This window comes from Verrucosispora sp. NA02020, from assembly GCF_013364215.1.
Lineage (GTDB): Bacteria > Actinomycetota > Actinomycetes > Mycobacteriales > Micromonosporaceae > Micromonospora.
Genome location: NZ_CP054923.1, coordinates 6,487,174 through 6,506,329, shown reverse-complemented (window position 1 = coordinate 6,506,329; position 19,156 = coordinate 6,487,174). Strand labels below are relative to the sequence as shown.

The window sequence follows — 19,156 nt, the reverse complement described above, 5'->3', positions numbered from 1 at the left end:
GTGTCGAACCAGGCAAGACGCACGCCGCGTCCGGCGTGGCCGGGCGTGGCGGGCTGGAGGTGGACCGAACTCCCTGCGCTGGCATTACCCAGATCAGGTACGGAGGGTCTGCGGGCGGACCCGCACTCTCAGCGCTGTGCGCTCCCCTGTCGGAGGTGGTGTTGTCCCGCCGACGCTAACACCTTCGAAGATCGACGGACAATGTGATCTACGCAGGTCATGCCGGTTGCCGACGACCGTTGGTTCCGGAGGTGCCCACCAGGCGGGGGAACCCGCCCGGTTTCGTGACATCCATCGACGTCATCGGCTCCGGACGGTAATCTCAGGCCGCCGATCCACGAGGGCCGAGAGGCGGCAGGGTGAGCACAGACACGGACCATGCCGTGCCGGCCGGTGAACCGGAGGGTCGTCCGACGGGCGTGGCCACCGAGGAACGTCCGGCCGGGCCGGGCGGCGGCGAGCCGCCCCGACGTTGGCTCGGCGACCGGATCGGTTCGGTGGAGATCCTGGCGGCGCTGCTGGTCCTGCTGATCATCTTTCGTGATCCGTTGGCCGGGGCGCTCGACGATCCCCGCATCCAGACGTGGACCACCGTGTTCGTCTCGATCATGGTGCAGGCGGTGCCGTTCCTGGTCTTCGGCATCCTCCTCTCCGCCGTGATCGCCGTCTTCGTACCCCGGTCGTTCTGGGCCAGGGCGTTGCCCCGGCACCCGGCGCTCGCGGTGCCGGCGGCCAGCGCGGCCGGTGTGGTGCTGCCGGGCTGCGAGTGCGGGTCGGTGCCGATCGCGGGCTCGCTGATCCGCCGGGGCGTCACGCCGGCGGCGGCCCTGGCCTTCCTGCTGGCCGCCCCGGCGGTCAACCCGATCGTGCTCGTCGCCACGGCGGTCGCCTTCCCCAACAATCCGGAGATGGTCCTCGCCCGGGGGGTCGCCAGCCTGATCGTGGCAATGATCATGGGGTGGCTCTGGCTGCGGCTCGGCCGCACCGAGTGGATCAAGATGCCGCGTCGCCCGGAGCTGGACGATCCCCGGCGGAGCCGGGCCTTCTGGGCCGCCGTCCGGCACGACGTCACCCACGCCGGTGGCTTTCTGGTGCTCGGCGCGATGGCCGCCGCCAGCATCAACGTGCTGGTGCCGGAACGCTGGCTCCAGACCCTCGCGGACAACGCCTGGCTGTCGATCCTGGCGCTGGCGCTGCTGGCCGTCCTGCTCTCGCTCTGTTCCGAGGCGGACGCCTTCGTCGCGGCCTCGCTGTCGCAGTTCTCCCTCACGTCCCGACTGGTCTTCCTGGTGGTGGGGCCGATGGTCGACCTCAAGCTGATCTCGATGCAGGCCGGTGTCTTCGGCCGGCGGTTCGCCTTCCGGTTCGCGCCGGCCACGTTCGCGGTCGCCCTGCTGATGGCCACCGGAGTCGGGATGGTGCTGCTGTGAACCGACAGGCGCAAGCGGTGATCCTGCTGCTGCTCGGCGGGGCGGTGATCCGGGCCAGCGTCACCGACCTCTATCTGCGGTACGTCAAGGAGGGCCTGCGCCCGTTCCTGATCGCCGCCGGTCTGCTGCTCGTGGTCGCGGCGGTGATGACCCTCTGGCACGAACTGCGTCCCTCCGCGCCCCGCGCGACGGCCCCGACCGGCGGCGGGTCCACCGGCCCGGTGAGCGGTCCCGCCCCGGTGGCGACGGGCCAGACCGACGAGCACGACGACCACGGCCACCACGAGCCCCGGATCGGCTGGCTGCTCATCCTGCCCGTGCTCGGGCTGCTGCTGGTCGCCCCGCCGGCCCTCGGGTCGTACGCGGCGGGGCAGGCCGGCACCGCGCTGAACGCCCCCCGCGAGTCCGACTACCCACCCCTGCCGGAGGGCGACCCGGTGCAGGTCAGCGTGCTCGACTACGCCTCCCGGGCACTGTTCGACCGGGGCACCTCGATCGGTGACCGGCGGGTGGTCCTCACCGGGTTCCTCGCCACCGGCGCCGGTGGCGAGCCGATCCTCGCCCGGATGGTGCTCTCCTGCTGCGCCGCCGACGGTCGGCCGATCAAACTCGGGCTCACCGGTGACGTGCCGGTCGGGCTGCCCAACGACAGTTGGGTCGAGGTGGTCGGCCGCTACAGCGACCGGATCGGCCGGGACCCGGTCAACGACGCCGAGATCCCGTACCTGGAGATCGAGTCGTGGCGGCAGGTGCCGGTGCCCAAGCGCCAGTACGAGTAGCGTTCCGGACATGCAGGTCGACGCCCGAGGTCTACGGTTCGAGATCCACCCCGGCGGCCCCGACTCGGGTGACCCGGTGCTGCTGCTGCACGGCTTCCCCCAGCACTCGGGCGAGTGGGACGCGCTGGCGCCCGTCCTGCACGGCGCGGGCTTGCGCACGTACGCGCTGGACCAGCGGGGCTACTCGCCGCAGGCACGGCCGACCGAGGTGGCGGCGTACCGGCTGGGAGAGTTGGTCGCCGACGCGGTGGCGGTGCTCGACGCCCTCGGCGTGACGCGGGCGCACGTGGTCGGCCACGACTGGGGCGCCGTCGTCGCCTGGGCGCTCGCCGCCGGCCACCCCGACCGGGTACGCACGCTCACCGCGGTCTCCGTGCCGCACCCGGCCGCCATGGCGCACGCGTTGGCCCACGACCCGCAGCAGAAGGCGCGCTCGGCGTACATGCTGCTGTTCCGGCAGCAGGGCATGGCCGAGAAGACGCTGCTGGCCCTCGACGCGCTCGGGTTGCGGCGGCTGTTGCGCGACGTCGGTGACGACGCCCGGGTGGCCGCGTACGCCGACCCGCTGCGCGAGCCGGGCGCGCTCACCGCGGCGCTGAACTGGTACCGGGCGATGTCCCGCTCCGAGCTGGCGGCGGTCGGCCCGGTGTCGGTACCGACCACCTTCGTCTGGAGCGACCGTGACGTCGCCATCGGACGGACCGCCGCCGACGCCTGCGCCGCACACGTGACCGGTGACTACCGTCTCGTCGAGCTGTCCGGCGTCAGCCACTGGATCCCGGACGAGGCGCCCACGCCGTTGGCCGAGGCGATCCTGTCCCGCGCCCGCCCGCCCGGCTGACTTCTGCCGGCGTCGTAGCGGGAGCGCCGCGTCGACCTGGGGCGGCCGTGCCGCCGTCCGGCTGTCCGGCGGCACGGGCCGTGCGGGAAGCTGGGTGGGGTCGTCGGGCGGCGGCGATCCGAGGGAGGCGGGAGAGAGCATGACGCTGAGTGCCGAGGGCTACCTGGCCGAGGTGACCGCGACGATGACCCGGGTGGCGGGCAGCCAGCGGGAGCAGGTGGGCCGGGCGGCCGACCTGATCGCCGAGGCGATCCGGGCCGACGGGGTGGTGCACGCCTTCGGTACCGGCCACTCGGAGGCCCTGGCGATGGAGATCGCCGGCCGGGCCGGCGGGCTGGTGCCGACCAACCGGATCGCCCTGCGGGACCTGGTCCTGCACGGCGGGGAGCCGGTCGACGTGCTGGGCCCGAAGCTGGAGCGGGACCCGTCGGTCGCGCATCGGCTCTACGACCTCGCCCCGATCGGCCCGCGTGACGTCTTCGTGCTCGCCTCGAACTCGGGCGTGAACGGGGCGATGGTGGAGTTCGCCTCGCTGGTCGTCGCGCGGGGCCATCCGCTGGTCGCGATCACCTCCGCCGCGCACTCGGCCCGGATGGAGTCCCGCCACCCGTCCGGGCGCAAGCTCGCCGACTTCGCCGACGTGGTGCTGGACAACGGTGCCCCGTACGGGGACGCGACGCTGCCACTGCCGTCCGGCGGCGCGGTGGGCGCGGTCTCCTCGATCACGGCGGCGTTGCTGGCCCAGCAGATCGTGGTCGAGGTGGTGGCCCGGTTGGTGGCCGCCGACGAGCAGCCGCCGGTCTACCTGTCGGCCAACATCGCCGGTGGCGACGCGCACAACGACGCGCTGGAGGCCCGTTACGCAGGGCGGATCCGGCGCGGTTCCTGAGTCGGTTTCGGGTCGTGCGCGGCGGGGCATCTGCGTTCCGCCGGTCGGGCGTGCCGACCGGGTGGAGCGTGTTCCCTCGGAGGTTCGCGGTGTCCAAGGAGACCGAGAAGCAGCGCTGGCAGCGGAACTTCGCTGACCTGCTTCAGGAGTTACGGGTCGCGCAGACCGGCGTACAGATTCTCTTCGCCTTCCTGCTCACCCTGCCGTTCAGTAACGGTTTCACGCGTACCACGGAATTCCAGCGCGACGTCTACGTCGTCGCGCTGATCGCGGCGGCCGGCGCCACCGCGATGATCATCTCGCCGGTGGCGTTCCACCGGGCCCTGTTCCGTCAGGGCCGCAAGCCGGAGCTGGTGCAGTTCGCCCACAAGATGGCCAGCGCCGGTCTCGCCTTCATGCTGGTCGCGATGGTCAGCTCGGTACTGCTGATCACCGATTTCGTGCTCGCCCGGCCGATCGCCTTCCTGCTCAGTGCGGTCACCGGCCTGTGGTTCCTCACGTTCTGGGTGATCCTGCCGTTCAGCCGTCGTAACTGGGGGGACGACGACATCGACGACGAGGAGGACCCGAGCGGGCTATCCCCGGGCTGACCCCGCCGGGTCTGGACCGCTTCCCCCACCCCCACCATGGCCGCGTTGATCAAGAAGTTTTGGCCATGCCCCATGGGCTCGGACGGCGAAAACTTCTTGATCAACGCGGTGTCGGGGTTAGGGGGTGGGGGTTAGGTGCGGGGGTGGGAGTGGGGGTCGTGGAGGCCCAGGCGGCGGAGTTCGAGGGCGGCCAGGGCGTTGACGGTGGCGTCGTCGCCCTGGCGCCACGCCTCAGCGACGTCCGGGGAGATCCGGGTGAGCTTGCGCAGCGGCTGACCGGCCAGGGCGCGCAGGGCCAGCAGGTCCCGGCCGGCGGGAGCGGCGGCCAGAGCCGCCGCCGAGGCGGCCCGCCGCATCCAGCGCACCCGCAGTGGCAGCCAGCCGAACAGCACCAACCCCAGCGGGACCACCAGCAACCCGACGGCCAGCGCCACCGCCAACTGGTCGACCAGTTCCTGCTGGTCCCGCCCGGCCTCGGCGAGCGAACGGGCCGCGCCGGCCGCCCGCTCGAACGGGCCGGTCAGCTCGTCGCCCACCAACGGCACCCGGCCGACCTTGCCGCCCGCGTCGGCCAGGTTGTCGGCCAGTCCGCCGCCGGCCCCCTCCAGCTTCTGTCCGGGTACGGCCAGCTTCTGCACCAGATCGTGCAGCCAGAGCGCACCCCGGATCGCCACGTACACCCAGGCGACGACGAGCAGATCGGTGAGGAACTGGCGCAGCGCGGTCGGGAAACGATCAGCGTAGATCTTCACGCCGGACAGCGTGCCACGCCCCGGCGCGGCGAGCACTCCCACGGACGCCCGATCGTGCGGCAGGCGGGATCAGCGGGCGCAGTCCGGGCAGGTGCCGAAAATTTCCAGGGTGTGGCTGACGTCGGTGAAGCCGTGCTGGGCGGCCACCCGGTCGGCCCAGTTCTCCACCGTCGGCCCGGCCACCTCCACCGTCCGGCCGCAGACGCGGCAGACCAGATGGTGGTGGTGCCCCTCGCTGCACCTGCGGTAGAGGTGCTCGCCGCCGGGCGGACGCATCACGTCGATCTCGCCCGCGTCGGCCAGGCCCTGCAACGTCCGGTAGACCGTCGTCAACCCGACCCGCTCGCCGCGTTCACGCAGCATCGCGTGTAGGTCCTGGGCGCTGTGGAAGCCCTCCAACTCGGCCAGCAACGCGCTCACCGCCGACCGCTGGCGGGTGTTGCGGACCACCGCACTCTCGCTCATGCCGACCCTCCGCTTCGCTGCGTGCCGGCATGTGTGCTGGGCCTGATGTCTCGCTCGCGTGGCTCGCTCATGCCGTCACTCCGCTTCGCTGCGTGCCGGCATTTGTGCTGAACCTGATGATTCGCTCGCTGCGCTCGCTCATGCCGTCACTCCGCTTCGCTGCGTGCCGACATTTGTGCTGAACCTGATGATTCGCTCGCGTGGCTCGCTCATGATTCCTCCCCGGCATGGCTGACCGCGTCGGCGACGATGTGCGCGACATGCTCGTCGACCAGGGCGTACGCGATCTCCCGGCCCCGCCGCGAGCCGCGGACCACGCCGGCCCCGCGCAGCACCCGCAGGTGCTGGGAGACCAGCGGTTGCGCGACGCCGAGTTTATCCACCAGCTCGTGCACGCACCGCTCGCCGCCGGCCAGTTCGCTGACGATGGCGAGCCGGATCGGCGCCGAGAGGGCGCGCAGGAGCTCGCTGGCACCCTCGAAGGCGTCATAGCCCGATCCGCTGGTCACCCTGCAACGGTAACCAATACCGAAGCGGAACCCGTGATCAGGACCGGCTGAGCACCACCTCGTGCGGTTCCGGATCGGGTGTGGGTTGCGGCCGGGAGCGGCGGATCCGGCGCCAGGCGGCGGCCAGCAGGGTGACCACCACGAAGGAGGCGATGGCCAGGACCACCACCGACGCGCCCGGTGCGGTGTCGGCGAGCGCCGCCATCCAGATGCCGGCCCCGGCGGCGAACAGGCCCAGTGCCATGGCTGCCGTCATGGTGCTGCGGAAGCCCCGGGTGACCTGCTGGGCGGTGGCCACCGGTACGACCATCAGCGCGCTGATCAGCAGGACGCCGACGGCCCGCATGGCGATCGTGACGGTGATCGCGGTGGTGATCGCGAGCAGCAGGTTCAGCGCGCGTACCGGCAGGCCGGAGACCCGGGCGTACTCCTCGTCGTGGCAGACCGCGAAGAGTGCGGGCCGCAACGCCAGCATCGCGGCCAGCACCGCCACACCGAGCACCGCGATGGTGACCAGGTCGTCGCGGGAGGTCGTGGTCAACGCACCGAAGAGGTACGCGTTGAGGTTGGCGCTGGTGCTGTCGGAGAGCCCCACCAGGACCACGCCACCGGCGATGCCGCCGTAGAAGAGCAGGGCGAGTGCCAGGTCGCCGGAGGTGCGACCGCGTTCGCGGATCAGCTCGATGGCGATCGCCCCGATGGTGGCCGCGATCACCGCCATGATCACGGGCGAGGTCTGGAACAGCAGGCCCGCGCCGACGCCGGTGAGCGCCACGTGCCCGATGCCGTCGCCGATCAGCGCGAGTCGTCGCTGCACCAGGTAGATGCCGAGCGCCGGGGCGGCCAGCCCGATGATCAGCGCGCCGATCAGGGCGCGCATCATGAATTCGTACTGGAAGAGACTCACCTTGTGCTCCACATGCCGGCGGGCTCCTCGGGGCCGTGCGGATGCACGTGGTCGTGGTCGGGCTCGGCGTGGTGCCCGGCCGGGTCCGGGACCGCGCCGTCGTGCGCGATCTGCCCCTGGTGTACGACGATCGCGCGACTGATCAGCGGCCGGAGCGGGCCCAGTTCGTGCGCGACGAGCAGGACGGTGCCGCCGTCGTCGACGAAGCCGCGCAGCGCCCCGGCGAACGCCTCCTGGCTGGCCGCGTCCACCCCCGCCGTCGGTTCGTCGAGCACCAGCAGTTCCGGGCGTCCGGCCAGCGCCCGGGCGATCAGGGTGCGTTGCTGCTGCCCGCCGGAGAGCGTGGCCACCGGGTCCTTCGCCCGGTCGGCCAGGCCCACGGCGCGCAACGCCTCCGCCACCGCCTCCCGGTCGACCCGCCCCGGCGGACGCAGGATGCCCCGGCGGGCCAGTCGGCCGGAGGCGACCACCTCGGCCACGGTGGCCGGTACGCCGCTGCCCGCACCGAGCCGCTGGGGCACGTAGCCGAGCCGCTGCCACTGTCGGAACCGGCGTACCCGCTGGCCGAAGAGGGTGATCGAGCCGGCGGTGAGCGGGACGAGCCCGAGCACGGCGCGGATCAGGGTGGACTTGCCGGAGCCGTTGGCGCCGAGGACCGCGACCACCTCGCCGGTGGTCACGGTCAGGGATACGTCGCGGAGCACGGGGCGGCCGTCGTAGCCGACCACCCCGTGCTCCACGGTGATGACGTCAGGTGTCACGAGCAGCTCAACGCCGTCCTCAGGGTCTGCAGATTGGTGCGCATCACCGAAAGGTAGTCGCCGCCGTTGTCGGCGGACAGGCCTTCGATCGGATCGAGCACCGCGGTCTGGGCGCCGACCTCCTTGGCGATGGTCTCGGCGACCTTCGGGCTGACGAGAGTCTCGAAGAAGATCGTGGTGGCGCCGTGCTCCCGCGCCTCCTCGGTGACCTCGGCCAGCCGTTGCGGCGACGGCTCGTCCTCCGGGGAGAGCCCGGTGATGCCGATCTGCTCCAGCTGGTACTTCTGCGCGAGGTACCCGAACGCGGTGTGGCTGACCACGATCTCCCGCCGCTGGCAGGTCTTCAGGCCCTCGCTGAACTCGGTGTCCAGCTTCTCCAACTCGGTACGCAGGGCGGTGGCCCGCCGGGTGTACTCGCCGGCCCGGTCCGGGTCGACGGCGCCGAGGCGCTCGGCCAGCTTGTCGCCGATGGTGGCCAGCCGGGTCGGGTCCAGCCAGACGTGCGGGTCCTTGGCGCCGTCCGAGGTCTCCTCGGCGTGCTTCGCCTCCTCCGCCGGCTTCTTCTCCTCGTCGTGGTCGTGACCGTGGTCGTCGTCCTCGTGACCGTGGTCGTCGTCGCCGTGGCTGTGGGTGTGGCCACCGGCGGCGGCGTCGAGCAGCGGCTCCACGGTCGCCACGTCGAACGCGCGGTCACCGCCGTTCTGGTCGATCGCCTCGTCCACCGCGGGCTGGAAGCCGTGCAGGAAGATGATCAGCTCCGCCTCGCTGATCTGACCGACCTGCCCCGGGTTCAGCTCCAGGTCGTGCGGCTCGGCGCCGGGGCGGGCCAGGTTCGTCACCGCCACCGCGTCGCCGCCGACCTGCTCGGCGAGGAACTGCAACGGGTAGAACCCGGCCACCACGTCGATCCGGTTCGGGTCGGCGCCGGCCGGGCTGTCCTCGGTCGAGCAGGCGGTGACGCCACCCAGGGCGAGCAGGGCGGCCGTGGCGGTGGCCAGAGCGCGCGGAGCGGTGCGGTAGGTCATGACACCGACTCTCCGCGACAACGACAATGATTGTCAAAAACGCATGAGTGCATGTCAGAGCAGCTTCACCAGGCCGACGGTGACCAGCAGGGTGAGCGCGACGAGCCGGATCGCCCGGGTCGGCGGGGTCTGCACCTGCCAGGTCGTCACCAGCAGTGCGGCCAGCGCGGCGGCGATCGTCAAGGTCAACAGCCCGCCGATCACCCCCGGGACGAAGAACGCGGCCAGCATCAGGAACAGGGTGATCAGGAACACCGTCGTGGGGTTGGCCCGGGCCAGCCGCTCGTGGATCCCGCGCTGCGTACGCTGCATCCCACAGACTCTACGAGGAGGGGGAGCCGGTGCTGGTGACCAACCGGTTCGTGGTCGAGGAAGACGCCGCCGAGGACTTCGCCGGTCGGGCCCACGCGGCCCTCGCCGCGCTCGCAGCCCGGCCCGGCTACCTGCGGGGACAGGTCGTCCGGGCACTGGACGACCCGCGCCACTGGTGCCTGGTCACCGAGTGGGAGTCGGTCGGCACCTACCGGCGGGCGCTGGGCGGCTTCGACGTCAAGGTCACCGCCGTCCCGCTGCTCGCCGAGAGCATCGACGAGCCGTCCGCGTACGAGGCGTTGGCGACCGCGGCACCCGGCGGGGACGTGGTGGTGGTCGCCAGCGATCGAGCTGCGGGTCCTTACCGGTGAGCCGCCGGGCACTACGCTGGCTTCCATGACCGCTCCCGGACCGGCAGCCCCACCACCGCACCAGCCGCTGCCCGGCCAGCAGGGACCTCAGGCCCCGGGCGACCCCGGCTGGCCGCCGGCCCCGTCCGGCGCGCCGCCCACCGGCGGCCACGGCGTGCCCCCGCCCACCGGTGCTCCCGGCGGCCCGTCCCCGTCCGCCGGTTTCCACGGCCTGCCGCCCACCCCGGTCGGCGGATCGGACCCCGGCACACCGGCACCGCCCGCCGGGCCCGGCGTGGCCCCGCCGTTCGCGGCCCCACCGACCGAGGGCGGCCGTACCCGGCTCTGGCTCGGCCTCGGCGCCGGTGCGCTGGCCCTGGTGCTGTGCTGCGGTGGCGGCGGCACGGCGGTGGTCGGCCTGCTGGTCAGCGGGGTGCAGGCGATCGACGAGCAGGGACGCACCGTCTCCGGCGACTACTACCGGGCGCTGTCCGACGGCGAGTTCGGCCGGGCCTACGACCAGCTCTGCGAGGACGCTCGGCGCCGCGAGTCGCGGCAGGAGTTCGAGCGCCGGGCGGCGGCCGAACCGCAGATCTCCTCCTACCGGGTCGGGCAGGTGGACACCACCACGCTGACCGTGCCGGTGGACGTGACCTTCAGCGGTGGCGGCCAGGAGCGCCAACAGGTCGTACTCCAGCAGGACCAGCAGACCGGTGGCATGGAGGTCTGCGGAGTCAACTGACCGGCCGCAGGTAATGTGCTGGGTCCGAGGACCGGCGGGGTCGTACCGTGGTCCCGGACCGTTCGACTCATCCCACACTGTCCCCGCCGACCGCCAGTCGGCGTAGGAGGAAAAATGCCAGCCGACCGTATCGACGCCGTCGTCAGCCTCGCCAAGCGTCGAGGATTCGTCTTCCCCTCCAGCGAGATCTACGGAGGCACCCGGTCGGCGTGGGACTACGGTCCGCTCGGCGTGGAGCTCAAGGAGAACGTCCGCCGGCAGTGGTGGAAGACCATGGTCCAGCAGCGGGACGACGTGGTGGGTCTGGACTCCGCGGTGATCCTCTCGCGTGACGTCTGGGCCGCCTCCGGACACCTGGACGCCTTCGTCGACCCGCTGACCGAGTGCCAGTCCTGCCACAAGCGGTTCCGCGCCGACCACCTGGAAGAGGCGTACGAGGCCAAGCACGGCAAGCCGCTCGCCGCCCTGACCGAGCTGAACTGCCCCAACTGCGGCAACAAGGGCACCTTCACCGAGCCGCGGATGTTCAACGGCCTGATGAAGACCTACCTCGGCCCGGTGGAGAGCGACGAGGGTCTGCACTACCTGCGGCCGGAGACCGCCCAGGGCATCTTCGTCAACTACAAGAACGTCGAGACCGTCGCCCGCAAGAAGCCGCCGTTCGGCATCGCGCAGACCGGCAAGTCGTTCCGCAACGAGATCACCCCGGGCAACTTCATCTTCCGCACCCGCGAGTTCGAGCAGATGGAGATGGAGTTCTTCGTCGAGCCCGGCACCGACGAGCAGTGGCACGAGTACTGGTTGCAGGAGCGCTGGAACTGGTACATCGACCTCGGTCTGGCCGAGGAGAACCTGCGCTTCTTCGAGCACCCGCAGGAGAAGCTCTCGCACTACTCGAAGCGCACCGTCGACATCGAGTACAAGTTCCGGTTCGGCGGCACCGAGTTCGCCGAGCTGGAGGGCATCGCCAACCGCACCGACTTCGACCTGTCCACGCACAGCAAGCACTCCGGCGTCGACCTGTCGTACTTCGACCAGACCAAGCAGGAGCGCTGGGTCCCGTACGTGATCGAGCCGGCCGCCGGCCTCACCCGCGCGGTGCTGGCCTTCCTGCTGGAGGCGTACGACGAGGACGAGGCGCCGAACACCAAGGGCGGCGTGGACAAGCGCACCGTGATGCGCTTCGACCCCCGGCTGGCCCCGGTGAAGGTGGCGGTGCTCCCGCTCTCCCGCAACGAGGCGCTCTCGCCGAAGGCCAAGCAGCTCGCCGCGGACCTGCGCAAGCGCTGGGTGGTCGAGTTCGACGACTCGCAGGCGATCGGGCGTCGCTACCGTCGGCAGGACGAGATCGGCACCCCGTTCTGCGTCACGGTCGACTTCGACACGCTCGACGACAACGCGGTGACCGTCCGGAACCGGGACACCATGGCCCAGGAGCGGATCCCGCTGGACCAGGTCGAGCGCTACCTGATCGACCACCTCCCCGGCTGCTGAGGTGAAAGGAAGGGTCCCCTGTTAACGCCTGGCGTATAGCAGGGGACCCTTCCTAACACCGTCAACCGCGCGGATCGCCGGTCGGCGGAGTCGGTGGCGTCGACACGTCGACCCGCAACCGGATGTTGACACCGAGCCCGCGCCGTGACTCGTACGCCTCCTCCACCGACCGCCGTACCCGGTCCGGCTCGCGGCGGATCTGTGCTGGCGTGAAGTGCAGCACCAGCACGCCGAACCGGCTCAGCTCGTTGTGCCGGTCGAGGGTGCGCGCCCAGTCGCCGGGGCGGAAGTGGTACTCCTGCGAGTCGACCTCCAGAGCCACCGCCGCCTCCGACAGGTAGCCGTCGGGCGTCGGCACCGCCCGGCCACCCGCGTCCCGCAGCCGGGGATTCCACAGGATCTCCGGCAGCACCGTGCTCGCCGCGAGGCAGTCCCGCAGCTCGGCCTCCGGCGCCGACCGCACGCCCTGCGTCACCTCGGCGAACGCCTTTCTGACCAGCGCCGTACGGCTGCGCCGGGCCCGACGGATCTCCTCGTCCAGGGCGGCGAGGTCCGCGTACCCCCGCTGCACGGCCTCGGCGACGACGGCCCGCACCGGACGGAGCTGCCGCAGGCCGCGTGCCGCGTCGACGACCGCGCGGGCCGGCGAACACACCGGGTAGAGCGGCGTGGCGCGGGCCCGGTCGTCCAGTGTCAGAGCCCGCGAGATCACCGCGAAGCCGGTGGACGTGCGGCGGGCGTGATGCGGCACGACGAGCTGCACGGCGTCGGTGCGCGGGCTCTGCCGGAAGCCGTACCAGGTCAGCGCGGCGAGGCCGGTCAGCTGCGCGTCGGACCCGGCGTACAGCGCCGCCGAGATCCGCCGCTGCTCGTCGGTCAGGGCGCCGGTGACCAGGGCGTACGTCGCGGGCAGCACCCGCTGCCAGAGGCCGCGTCGGGCCTGCCGGTAGAGATACATGTCGTCGAAGCCGGCGGCGAGGAGTTGAGCGCGGCTGACGATCTGCTGCTGGTGTTCGGCCAGGTCGGCGAAGTGGGGCGGATGGCTGCGCATGCCGCACAGCATCGACCGCGATCGTGGCCCGTAGGTGGTTCCCGGCCGGACCTGTGGACAGCCGCCGGGCCTGTGGACAACCCTCTCGGGCGGCTGCGGATGTGGTATGCGTCGCGTTAGCAGGGGTCCCCTGCTATGCACGAGGCGTTAGCAGGGGGCCCTTCCTTACACTTGGGCGCGTGCCGACCACCGCTCCCGTCCTGCGCCCGCTGACCATCGGGCCGCACCAGGTATGGCCGCCGGTCGTGCTGGCGCCCATGGCCGGCATCACCAACGTCGGCTTCCGGCAGCTCTGCCGCGAGCAGGGTGGCGGCATCTACGTCTGCGAGATGATCACCACGGTCGCGGTGGTCGAGCGCAATCCGAAGACGATGCGCATGATCGCCTTCGGGGCGGACGAGAGCCCGCGCAGCCTCCAGCTCTACGGCACCGACCCGGAGACCACCGCCGCCGCCGTGCGGATCGTGGTCGAGAAGAACCTCGCCGACCACATCGACCTCAACTTCGGCTGCCCGGTGCCGAAGGTGACCCGCCGGGGCGGGGGCGCGGCCCTGCCGTGGCGCCGCCGACTCTTCGCCCGCCTGGTGCGGGCCGCGGTGGACGCCGCGTCACCCGCCGGGGTGCCGGTCACCGTCAAGATGCGCAAGGGCATCGACGACACCCACCTGACGTACGTCGAGGCGGGGCTCGCCGCGCAGGACGCCGGGGTCGTCGCGGTCGCCCTGCACGGGCGTACGGCTGCGCAGCGGTACTCGGGCACCGCGGACTGGGACGCCATCGCCACACTCAAGCAGGCGCTGGACGTACCGGTGCTCGGCAACGGCGACATCTGGGAGGCCGACGACGCGCTGCGGATGGTCGCGCACACCGGCGTGGACGGGGTGGTGATCGGGCGCGGCTGTCTCGGTCGGCCGTGGCTCTTCGCCGACCTGGAGGCCGCGTTCGACGGCCGTGCCGAGCGGCGACTGCCGAACCTCGGCGAGGTGGCCACGACCATGCGCCGGCACGCCGAGCTGCTGGTCGCGCAGTTCACCGCCGGGGCCCGCAACCCGGCCAGGGGCGAGCGCGACGGCTGCACCGACTTCCGCAAGCACGTCGCGTGGTACCTGAAGGGTTTCCCGATCGGCGGTGAGGTGCGCCGTGCACTCGCGATGATCGACAGCCTTGCCCAGCTCGACGACCTGCTCGGCAAGCTCGACCCCACGGTGCCGTTCCCGGTGGAGACGCTCGGTCAGCCGCGTGGGCGGACCAACTCCCCGGGCAAGGTCTTCCTGCCGGACGGCTGGCTGGCCAGCCGCGACGACGACACCGTCCCGGTCGGCGCCGAGCTGGACGACTCCGGCGGCTGACCCCCGCCGCCATCGCACCCACGCGGCGAGCCGGACGTTAGGAAGGGCCCCCTGCTATGCGCGAGGCGTTAGCAGGGGGCCCTTGCTTGCACCAACGGCCGGCCCCCGTGTGGGGGGCCGGCCGTTGGGGTGTCAGTGGGTGGTGGCGTAGCCGCGGGTGGCGATCCAGTTGGCGAGGTCGTTGATGTGGAGGTCGTAGCGGGCGTGGTCGGGGTTGGCGGAGTCGGCGATGGTGACGGTGTTGCCGTTGTCGGTGTAGCCGGTGACGCTGATGTAGTGGCCGCCTTCGAAGCTGTGGGTGGTGCCGGTGGTGTCGGTGGTGGTGCCGGCGATGTTGGCGACGACGGCGCGGCCTTCGTCGATGGTGCGGATGATGTCGTCGCGGAGCTTGTCGGTCTGGTGGTTGTCGGCGGTGGGGGTGTTGATTTCGACGGACTTGTAGGCGTCCTTGCCGGTTTCGCGGTTGAGGACGGGGGTGATGTCGTTGATGCTGTCGGTGCCGTTCTCGGTGGTGCCCATCTGCGTGGCCATGGTGTGGACGTCGATGTTCTTGCCTTGGACGCTGAGGGCGTTGCGGGCGGCGGCGGGGCCGCAGTAGTAGAAGTTGGGCTGGGCTTCGTAGCGGACGTCGAGCAATGCCGCTCAGTTAGGGCGGTGTGGTGGATGTCAAGCGGGGTGTAGACGTGGACGGCGGGGTCTCGGTATAGAGGTTTGTCACTCCAAGACAGCCTCTGGACCGGGAGCCCCGCCGTTGGAACAGTCTGCCATCACGTCCACGATCAGGGTGGCTGCGGGGCGGTTCGCGCCGGGCCATCTGGGTGAGTTGACGCAGCAGGTGCCGTTCGAGATGGTCGATGCCGTTCTGGCTGAGGCCGGTGGTGTGCAGTCGCGGGTGCGGGATCTGCCGTCGCGGGTGGTGGTGTATCTGCTGCTCGCGGCGGGGCTGTTCGCTGAGGTCGGTTACCGGCAGGTGTGGGCTCGGTTGGTCGCTGGGCTGGACGGGTTGACGGTGGCGCTGCCGACGTCTTCGGCGTTGTCGCAGGCTCGCCGTCGGGTCGGGGACAAGCCGCTGGTGGCGTTGTTCCGGTTGCTGTCGGGTCCGCCGGCGGGGGCCGCCCGGTGGCGGGGTCTGCTGGTGTGCGCGATCGACGGCACCAGCATGTTCGTGCCCGATACGGCGGCTAACCTGACGGTCTATCCGCGTCAGGCGGGCAGCCACGGTGGGTCGGGGTATCCGATGCTGCGGCTGGTCGCCGTCGTGGCGTGCGGCACCCGCGCTGTCATCGACGCGGTGTTCACCCCCATCAGCACTGGCGAACTCACGTGTGCGGGGCGTCTGTTGGGCTGCCTGCGCCCAGGCATGCTGCTGCTGGCCGACCGTGGGTTCGCCGCCCGTCAGATGATCGAACAGTTCGCCAGCACCGGCGCTGACCTGCTCATCCGCGACAAGGACGACCGGCGGCTGCCCGTCATCCGCCGCCATCGCGACGGGTCCTGGCTGTCTGTCATCGGCACGATGACGGTCCGGGTCGTTGACGCCGAGATCGTCGTGAGCATGAACGGTAAACGCCACGTCGGCCGGTACCGGCTGATCACCACCCTCACCGACCAGCGCCGCTTCCCGGCCATGGACCTGGTCACCCTCTACCACCACCGCTGGGAGATCGAGACGACATATCTGGAGTTGAAGTCCACCCTGCGGGGCGGACGGGTCCTACGAGCCCGAACCCCGAACGGGATCAGTCAAGAGGTCCACGCCCTGCTCACCACCTACCAAGCGGTCCGGCTGGCAATGGCTGACGCCACCGCCAGCCGGCCCACGACCAACCCCGACCGGGCCAGCTTCACCATCGCCGTCCACGCCGCCCGAGACCAGATCACCCAAGCCGCTGGTGTCATCGCCGGCACCGTCATCGACCTCGTCGGCACCATCGGCCGCGCAATCCTGGCCGACCTGCTACCCCCACGCCGCACCCGAATCAGCCCCCGCGTGGTCAAACGCGCGATCTCCAAACACCGCGCCAAAGGCACCATCGACCGCACCAACTACCACGCCACCATCAACATCAACATCCTCGAAACAGCAGCATTGACAACCCGCCCACCGCCCTAACTGAGCGGCATTGCTGTTAACGCCTCAGGTATAGAAGGGTTCCCTTCTCACACCTGAGTGTTAACAGGGGGCCCTTCCTTGCACCTCGGGCGGGCGCGGTGGGGGGTGGCTCGGGCGTTACGCTCGGCTCATGCTCCGTTCCGTCATTCTCGCCGCCTCCCGGTCAACCCGGGTCGAGCGGCTCGTCGCGACGGCCCCGTTCTCCCGGGACGTCGTGCGTCGGTTCGTCGCCGGCGCCGGGACCGACGACGCGCTGCGCGTGACCCGCGTACTCGTCGACGACGGTCTCGCGGTCACCCTCGACAACCTCGGTGAGGACACCGTCACCCCCGAGCAGGCCAACGCCACCCGGGACGAGTACCTCACCCTGCTGCGGAGTCTCGCCGGGGCGGGCCTGACGCCGGCCGCCGAGGTGAGCGTCAAACTGTCCGCGCTCGGCCAGGCCTTCGACGAGCACCTCGCGTACGACAACGCGCGGGCGATCTGCGCCGCCGCCGTCGACGCAGGCACCACGGTCACCCTGGACATGGAGGACCACACCACCACCGATTCGACGCTGGACGTCCTGGCTGACCTGCGCAAGGACTTTCCGTCGACCGGGGCGGTGCTCCAGGCGTACCTGCGGCGGACCGAGTCGGACTGCCGTGAGCTGGCCTCGGCCGGGTCGCGGGTCCGGCTCTGCAAGGGCGCCTACAAGGAGCCGGAGTCGGTGGCGTACCAGTCGCCCCGCGAGGTGGACAAGTCCTACGTGCGCTGCATGAACATCCTGATGTCCGGTGACGGCTACCCGATGCTGGCCACCCACGACCCGCGCCTGATCGCCATCGGCGAGGACCGGGCCCGCTGGTTCGACCGGGGACCCGACCGCTTCGAGTTCCAGATGCTGTACGGCATCCGACCGGAGGAGCAGGCCCGTCTGGTCGGCGAGGGCTACGCGGTCCGCACCTATGTCCCCTACGGCGACGACTGGTACGGCTACCTGATGCGGCGGCTCGCCGAGCGCCCTGCCAACCTGGCCTTCTTCGCCCGCGCCGTGGCCTCCCGCAAGTAACCCCGGCCTCCCGGAGCCAGCCCGGCCTCCCGGGATCGACCGTCTCCCACCGGCCCCGGACCGTCGACCGGCGATCCGGGGCCGTCGCCTTGACGAAATTGGCTAATGAGGTTAGCTTTCTAGCTATGACTGTTAGCTTTGTCGCGCGCGACGGTGGACGTGTCGCCTACGAGGTGCACGGGCAGGGGCCGTTGGTCGTCCTGTCGCACGGCATGGGGGAGAACCGGCACTCCTACCGGCACCTGGTCCCGCTGCTGGTGTCGGCGGGGTACCGGGTGGCGTCGGTCGACGTCCGGGGGCACGGCGACTCCAGCGTCGGGTGGCCGTCGTACGCCCCGGCGGAGGTCGGCGCCGACCTGCTGGCGGTGGTCCGGGACATCGGCGGTGGCCCGGCCACCCTGGTCGGCAACTCGTCCAGCGGCGCGGCCGTCGTCTTCGCCGCGACCGAGGCACCGGACCTGGTCGAGGGCATCGTGCTGGTCGGCGCGTTCGTCGAGCAGCGCAAGCTCAACCCGTTCATGCGGCTGGCCATCGGTGCGGTGCTGCGCAGTGCCCGCCTGTTCGGGCTCTTCCACCGCACCCTCTTCCCGGTCCACCGGCCCGCCGACGACGCGGCGTACCGCACGGCGATGGTGGCGGCGCTGCGCCGGCCCGGCCGGATGGCGGCGGTACGCGGCCTGATCGTCCCGGTCGAGCCGTACTGGACCGCCGTCGCGCCCCGGGTGCGGCAGCCGGTGCTGGTGCTGATGGGTACGAAGGACCCGGACTTCGCCGACCCGGCCGCCGAGGCGCGTGCCGCACGACGACTCTTCCCGGTCGCCGAGGCGCGCATGATCAGCGAGGCCGGCCACTACCCGCACGCCGACCGTCCCGAGGCGATGGCCGGTGAGCTGACCGAGTTCCTCGCGGTGATCGACCGTGCCTAGGGCCGGGCTCAACCCCCAGGTGGTGGTACGCGAGGCGGCGAGGCTGGCGGACGAGGTCGGCTACCACAAGCTCACGCTCGCCGCGTTGGCCGGCCGGCTCGGCGTCGCCCTGCCCAGCCTCTACAAGCACGTCAGGGGCGCCGACGCGCTCGCGCAGCAACTCTCCGCACTGGCCACCGCCGAGATCGCCGACGAGATGACGACGGCTGCCGCCGGTCGTAGTGGCGAGGACGCGTTGCGTGCCGTCGCCGTCGCCTACCGGTCGTACGCCCGCCGTCATCCCGGCCGCTACCCGGCCACGCAGCGGGTACCGGACCCGGACGACCCCGCGCACGTGGCCGCCGGTCGGCGCGCGGTGGAGGTGGTCTACGCCATTCTGCGCGGGTACGGGATCGAGGGCGACGCGGCGGTGGACGGGGTGCGGATGTTCCGTGCCGCCGTGCACGGCTTCGTCTCGCTGGAGGCGGGCGGTGACTTCGGCCTGCCGCGCGAGGTCGACCGCTCGTTCGACCAGATGGTGACCGCCCTCGGAGTCGCCTACCGGAGTTGGCCCGGGTCCGAGGGCTGACCGCCCCACACCCGGCGCGTCGCGGCACTTCCGCCCGCACAGGTGGACCCGTACTCTGCGCCGGTGACCGACGGGGGATCCACGGCCGGCGACCATCCGACGCCGGCTGACGTGACGCAAGCGCCAACGACGCCGGCCGCAACGACGCCGGTCGACGCGACATCGGCTGACGCGACATCGGCTGACGCGACATCGGCTGACGCGACGCCGCGTCGGCGATGGCCACTCTGGACGGCACTGGTCGCGGGAGTG

Annotated in this window: 22 protein-coding genes and 1 riboswitch; of the genes, 13 read left to right on the top strand and 9 right to left on the bottom strand. The window is 71.4% G+C overall.

Going from position 1 to position 19,156, the window contains the following annotated elements:
• Positions 1-52 precede the first annotated feature (52 nt).
• Positions 53-158, bottom strand: a riboswitch (TPP riboswitch).
• A 330-nt stretch (positions 159-488) separates the two neighbouring features.
• The 5 genes from HUT12_RS29070 (at position 489) to HUT12_RS29050 (ending at position 4,529) form a co-directional block, all read left to right on the top strand.
• The gene (locus tag HUT12_RS29070; RefSeq protein ID WP_176096023.1) at positions 489-1,430 is read left to right on the top strand and encodes a permease; all 942 of its coding nucleotides are present in this window, start codon (positions 489-491) and stop codon (positions 1,428-1,430) included.
• On the top strand, positions 1,427-2,209 hold the full coding sequence (locus HUT12_RS29065) for a TIGR03943 family protein (RefSeq protein ID WP_176095296.1): 783 nt from the start codon (positions 1,427-1,429) through the stop codon (positions 2,207-2,209). The genes HUT12_RS29070 and HUT12_RS29065 overlap by 4 nt, the downstream gene beginning before the upstream one ends.
• A 10-nt stretch (positions 2,210-2,219) precedes the next feature.
• Positions 2,220-3,050 (top strand): alpha/beta fold hydrolase, encoded by an 831-nt coding sequence (locus tag HUT12_RS29060; protein WP_176095295.1) that lies wholly within the window; start codon positions 2,220-2,222, stop codon positions 3,048-3,050.
• A gap of 139 nt (positions 3,051-3,189) precedes the next feature.
• Positions 3,190-3,939, top strand: a complete 750-nt coding sequence (locus HUT12_RS29055) for a sugar isomerase domain-containing protein (protein WP_176095294.1) — start codon at positions 3,190-3,192, stop codon at positions 3,937-3,939.
• Between the two features lie 89 nt (positions 3,940-4,028).
• Positions 4,029-4,529, top strand: a complete 501-nt coding sequence (locus HUT12_RS29050; RefSeq protein WP_131056892.1) for a DUF6328 family protein — start codon at positions 4,029-4,031, stop codon at positions 4,527-4,529.
• Between the two features lie 131 nt (positions 4,530-4,660).
• On the opposite strand, the gene HUT12_RS29045 is transcribed toward HUT12_RS29050, so the two are convergent.
• From HUT12_RS29045 to HUT12_RS29015, 7 genes are all read right to left on the bottom strand, one after another.
• Positions 4,661-5,281, bottom strand: a complete 621-nt coding sequence (locus tag HUT12_RS29045) for a hypothetical protein (RefSeq protein ID WP_176095293.1) — start codon at positions 5,279-5,281, stop codon at positions 4,661-4,663.
• Positions 5,282-5,350: 69 nt separating this feature from the next.
• The gene (locus HUT12_RS29040) at positions 5,351-5,746 is read right to left on the bottom strand and encodes a Fur family transcriptional regulator (protein WP_176095292.1); all 396 of its coding nucleotides are present in this window, start codon (positions 5,744-5,746) and stop codon (positions 5,351-5,353) included.
• A gap of 209 nt (positions 5,747-5,955) precedes the next feature.
• A complete protein-coding gene (locus HUT12_RS29035; protein ID WP_131056490.1) occupies positions 5,956-6,255 on the bottom strand; it encodes a helix-turn-helix transcriptional regulator in 300 nt (99 codons plus the stop codon).
• Positions 6,256-6,292: 37 nt separating this feature from the next.
• On the bottom strand, positions 6,293-7,162 hold the full coding sequence (locus HUT12_RS29030; protein ID WP_131056488.1) for a metal ABC transporter permease: 870 nt from the start codon (positions 7,160-7,162) through the stop codon (positions 6,293-6,295).
• Complete coding sequence (locus HUT12_RS29025; RefSeq protein WP_131056486.1) at positions 7,159-7,923, bottom strand: metal ABC transporter ATP-binding protein; 765 nt, start codon at positions 7,921-7,923, stop codon at positions 7,159-7,161. The genes HUT12_RS29030 and HUT12_RS29025 overlap by 4 nt, the downstream gene beginning before the upstream one ends.
• Entirely contained in the window at positions 7,920-8,948 is a 1,029-nt protein-coding gene (locus HUT12_RS29020; RefSeq protein WP_176095291.1) for a metal ABC transporter substrate-binding protein, read from the bottom strand. Before HUT12_RS29020 ends, HUT12_RS29025 begins: the two co-directional genes overlap by 4 nt.
• Positions 8,949-9,002: 54 nt before the next feature.
• Complete coding sequence (locus HUT12_RS29015) at positions 9,003-9,260, bottom strand: hypothetical protein (protein WP_131056482.1); 258 nt, start codon at positions 9,258-9,260, stop codon at positions 9,003-9,005.
• A 29-nt stretch (positions 9,261-9,289) separates the two neighbouring features.
• On the opposite strand from HUT12_RS29015, the gene HUT12_RS29010 reads away from it, so the two are divergent.
• The 3 genes from HUT12_RS29010 (at position 9,290) to HUT12_RS29000 (ending at position 11,846) form a co-directional block, all read left to right on the top strand.
• Entirely contained in the window at positions 9,290-9,631 is a 342-nt protein-coding gene (locus HUT12_RS29010; RefSeq protein ID WP_131056481.1) for an antibiotic biosynthesis monooxygenase, read from the top strand.
• A 211-nt stretch (positions 9,632-9,842) separates the two neighbouring features.
• On the top strand, positions 9,843-10,352 hold the full coding sequence (locus HUT12_RS29005; RefSeq protein ID WP_176096022.1) for a hypothetical protein: 510 nt from the start codon (positions 9,843-9,845) through the stop codon (positions 10,350-10,352).
• A gap of 114 nt (positions 10,353-10,466) precedes the next feature.
• Positions 10,467-11,846, top strand: coding sequence for a glycine--tRNA ligase (locus HUT12_RS29000; RefSeq protein ID WP_131056554.1), 1,380 nt, complete (start codon positions 10,467-10,469; stop codon positions 11,844-11,846).
• Between the two features lie 61 nt (positions 11,847-11,907).
• Here the strand turns inward: HUT12_RS29000 and HUT12_RS28995 are convergent, their stop codons facing one another.
• Positions 11,908-12,897, bottom strand: a complete 990-nt coding sequence (locus HUT12_RS28995; protein ID WP_254876985.1) for a type IV toxin-antitoxin system AbiEi family antitoxin domain-containing protein — start codon at positions 12,895-12,897, stop codon at positions 11,908-11,910.
• 179 nt (positions 12,898-13,076) lie between these two features.
• Here HUT12_RS28995 and dusB point away from each other — a divergent pair, with 179 nt between their 5' ends.
• Positions 13,077-14,246 (top strand): tRNA dihydrouridine synthase DusB, encoded by a 1,170-nt coding sequence (gene dusB, locus HUT12_RS28990; protein ID WP_176095290.1) that lies wholly within the window; start codon positions 13,077-13,079, stop codon positions 14,244-14,246.
• Positions 14,247-14,378: 132 nt separating this feature from the next.
• Here dusB and HUT12_RS28985 read toward each other — a convergent pair whose 3' ends face one another.
• Positions 14,379-14,882 carry a C39 family peptidase gene (locus tag HUT12_RS28985; RefSeq protein ID WP_176095289.1) on the bottom strand — a complete coding sequence of 168 codons (504 nt, stop codon included), beginning with the start codon at positions 14,880-14,882 and terminating at the stop codon, positions 14,379-14,381.
• A 115-nt stretch (positions 14,883-14,997) separates the two neighbouring features.
• Between HUT12_RS28985 and HUT12_RS28980 the strand changes: the two genes are divergently transcribed.
• The 4 genes from HUT12_RS28980 (at position 14,998) to HUT12_RS28965 (ending at position 18,904) form a co-directional block, all read left to right on the top strand.
• On the top strand, positions 14,998-16,359 hold the full coding sequence (locus tag HUT12_RS28980; RefSeq protein ID WP_176092250.1) for an IS4 family transposase: 1,362 nt from the start codon (positions 14,998-15,000) through the stop codon (positions 16,357-16,359).
• A 130-nt stretch (positions 16,360-16,489) separates the two neighbouring features.
• On the top strand, positions 16,490-17,410 hold the full coding sequence (locus HUT12_RS28975) for a proline dehydrogenase family protein (protein ID WP_131054776.1): 921 nt from the start codon (positions 16,490-16,492) through the stop codon (positions 17,408-17,410).
• A gap of 125 nt (positions 17,411-17,535) precedes the next feature.
• Positions 17,536-18,336, top strand: coding sequence for an alpha/beta fold hydrolase (locus HUT12_RS28970; RefSeq protein ID WP_131054775.1), 801 nt, complete (start codon positions 17,536-17,538; stop codon positions 18,334-18,336).
• Positions 18,329-18,904, top strand: a complete 576-nt coding sequence (locus HUT12_RS28965; protein ID WP_131054774.1) for a TetR/AcrR family transcriptional regulator — start codon at positions 18,329-18,331, stop codon at positions 18,902-18,904. Before HUT12_RS28970 ends, HUT12_RS28965 begins: the two co-directional genes overlap by 8 nt.
• Positions 18,905-19,156 lie beyond the last annotated feature (252 nt).

What these genes read in the sequence shown, in the direction of transcription:
- HUT12_RS29060 (WP_176095295.1), top strand. Translation starts at nt 2,220, where the DNA reads ATGCAGGTCGACGCCCGAGGTCTACGGTTCGAGATCCACCCCGGCGGC.
- HUT12_RS29055 (WP_176095294.1), top strand. Translation starts at nt 3,190, where the DNA reads ATGACGCTGAGTGCCGAGGGCTACCTGGCCGAGGTGACCGCGACGATG.
- HUT12_RS29040 (WP_176095292.1), bottom strand. Translation starts at nt 5,746, where the DNA reads ATGAGCGAGAGTGCGGTGGTCCGCAACACCCGCCAGCGGTCGGCGGTG.
- HUT12_RS29020 (WP_176095291.1), bottom strand. Translation starts at nt 8,948, where the DNA reads ATGACCTACCGCACCGCTCCGCGCGCTCTGGCCACCGCCACGGCCGCC.
- HUT12_RS29015 (WP_131056482.1), bottom strand. Translation starts at nt 9,260, where the DNA reads ATGCAGCGTACGCAGCGCGGGATCCACGAGCGGCTGGCCCGGGCCAAC.
- HUT12_RS29000 (WP_131056554.1), top strand. Translation starts at nt 10,467, where the DNA reads ATGCCAGCCGACCGTATCGACGCCGTCGTCAGCCTCGCCAAGCGTCGA.
- HUT12_RS28995 (WP_254876985.1), bottom strand. Translation starts at nt 12,897, where the DNA reads ATGCGCAGCCATCCGCCCCACTTCGCCGACCTGGCCGAACACCAGCAG.
- HUT12_RS28975 (WP_131054776.1), top strand. Translation starts at nt 16,490, where the DNA reads ATGCTCCGTTCCGTCATTCTCGCCGCCTCCCGGTCAACCCGGGTCGAG.
- HUT12_RS28970 (WP_131054775.1), top strand. Translation starts at nt 17,536, where the DNA reads ATGACTGTTAGCTTTGTCGCGCGCGACGGTGGACGTGTCGCCTACGAG.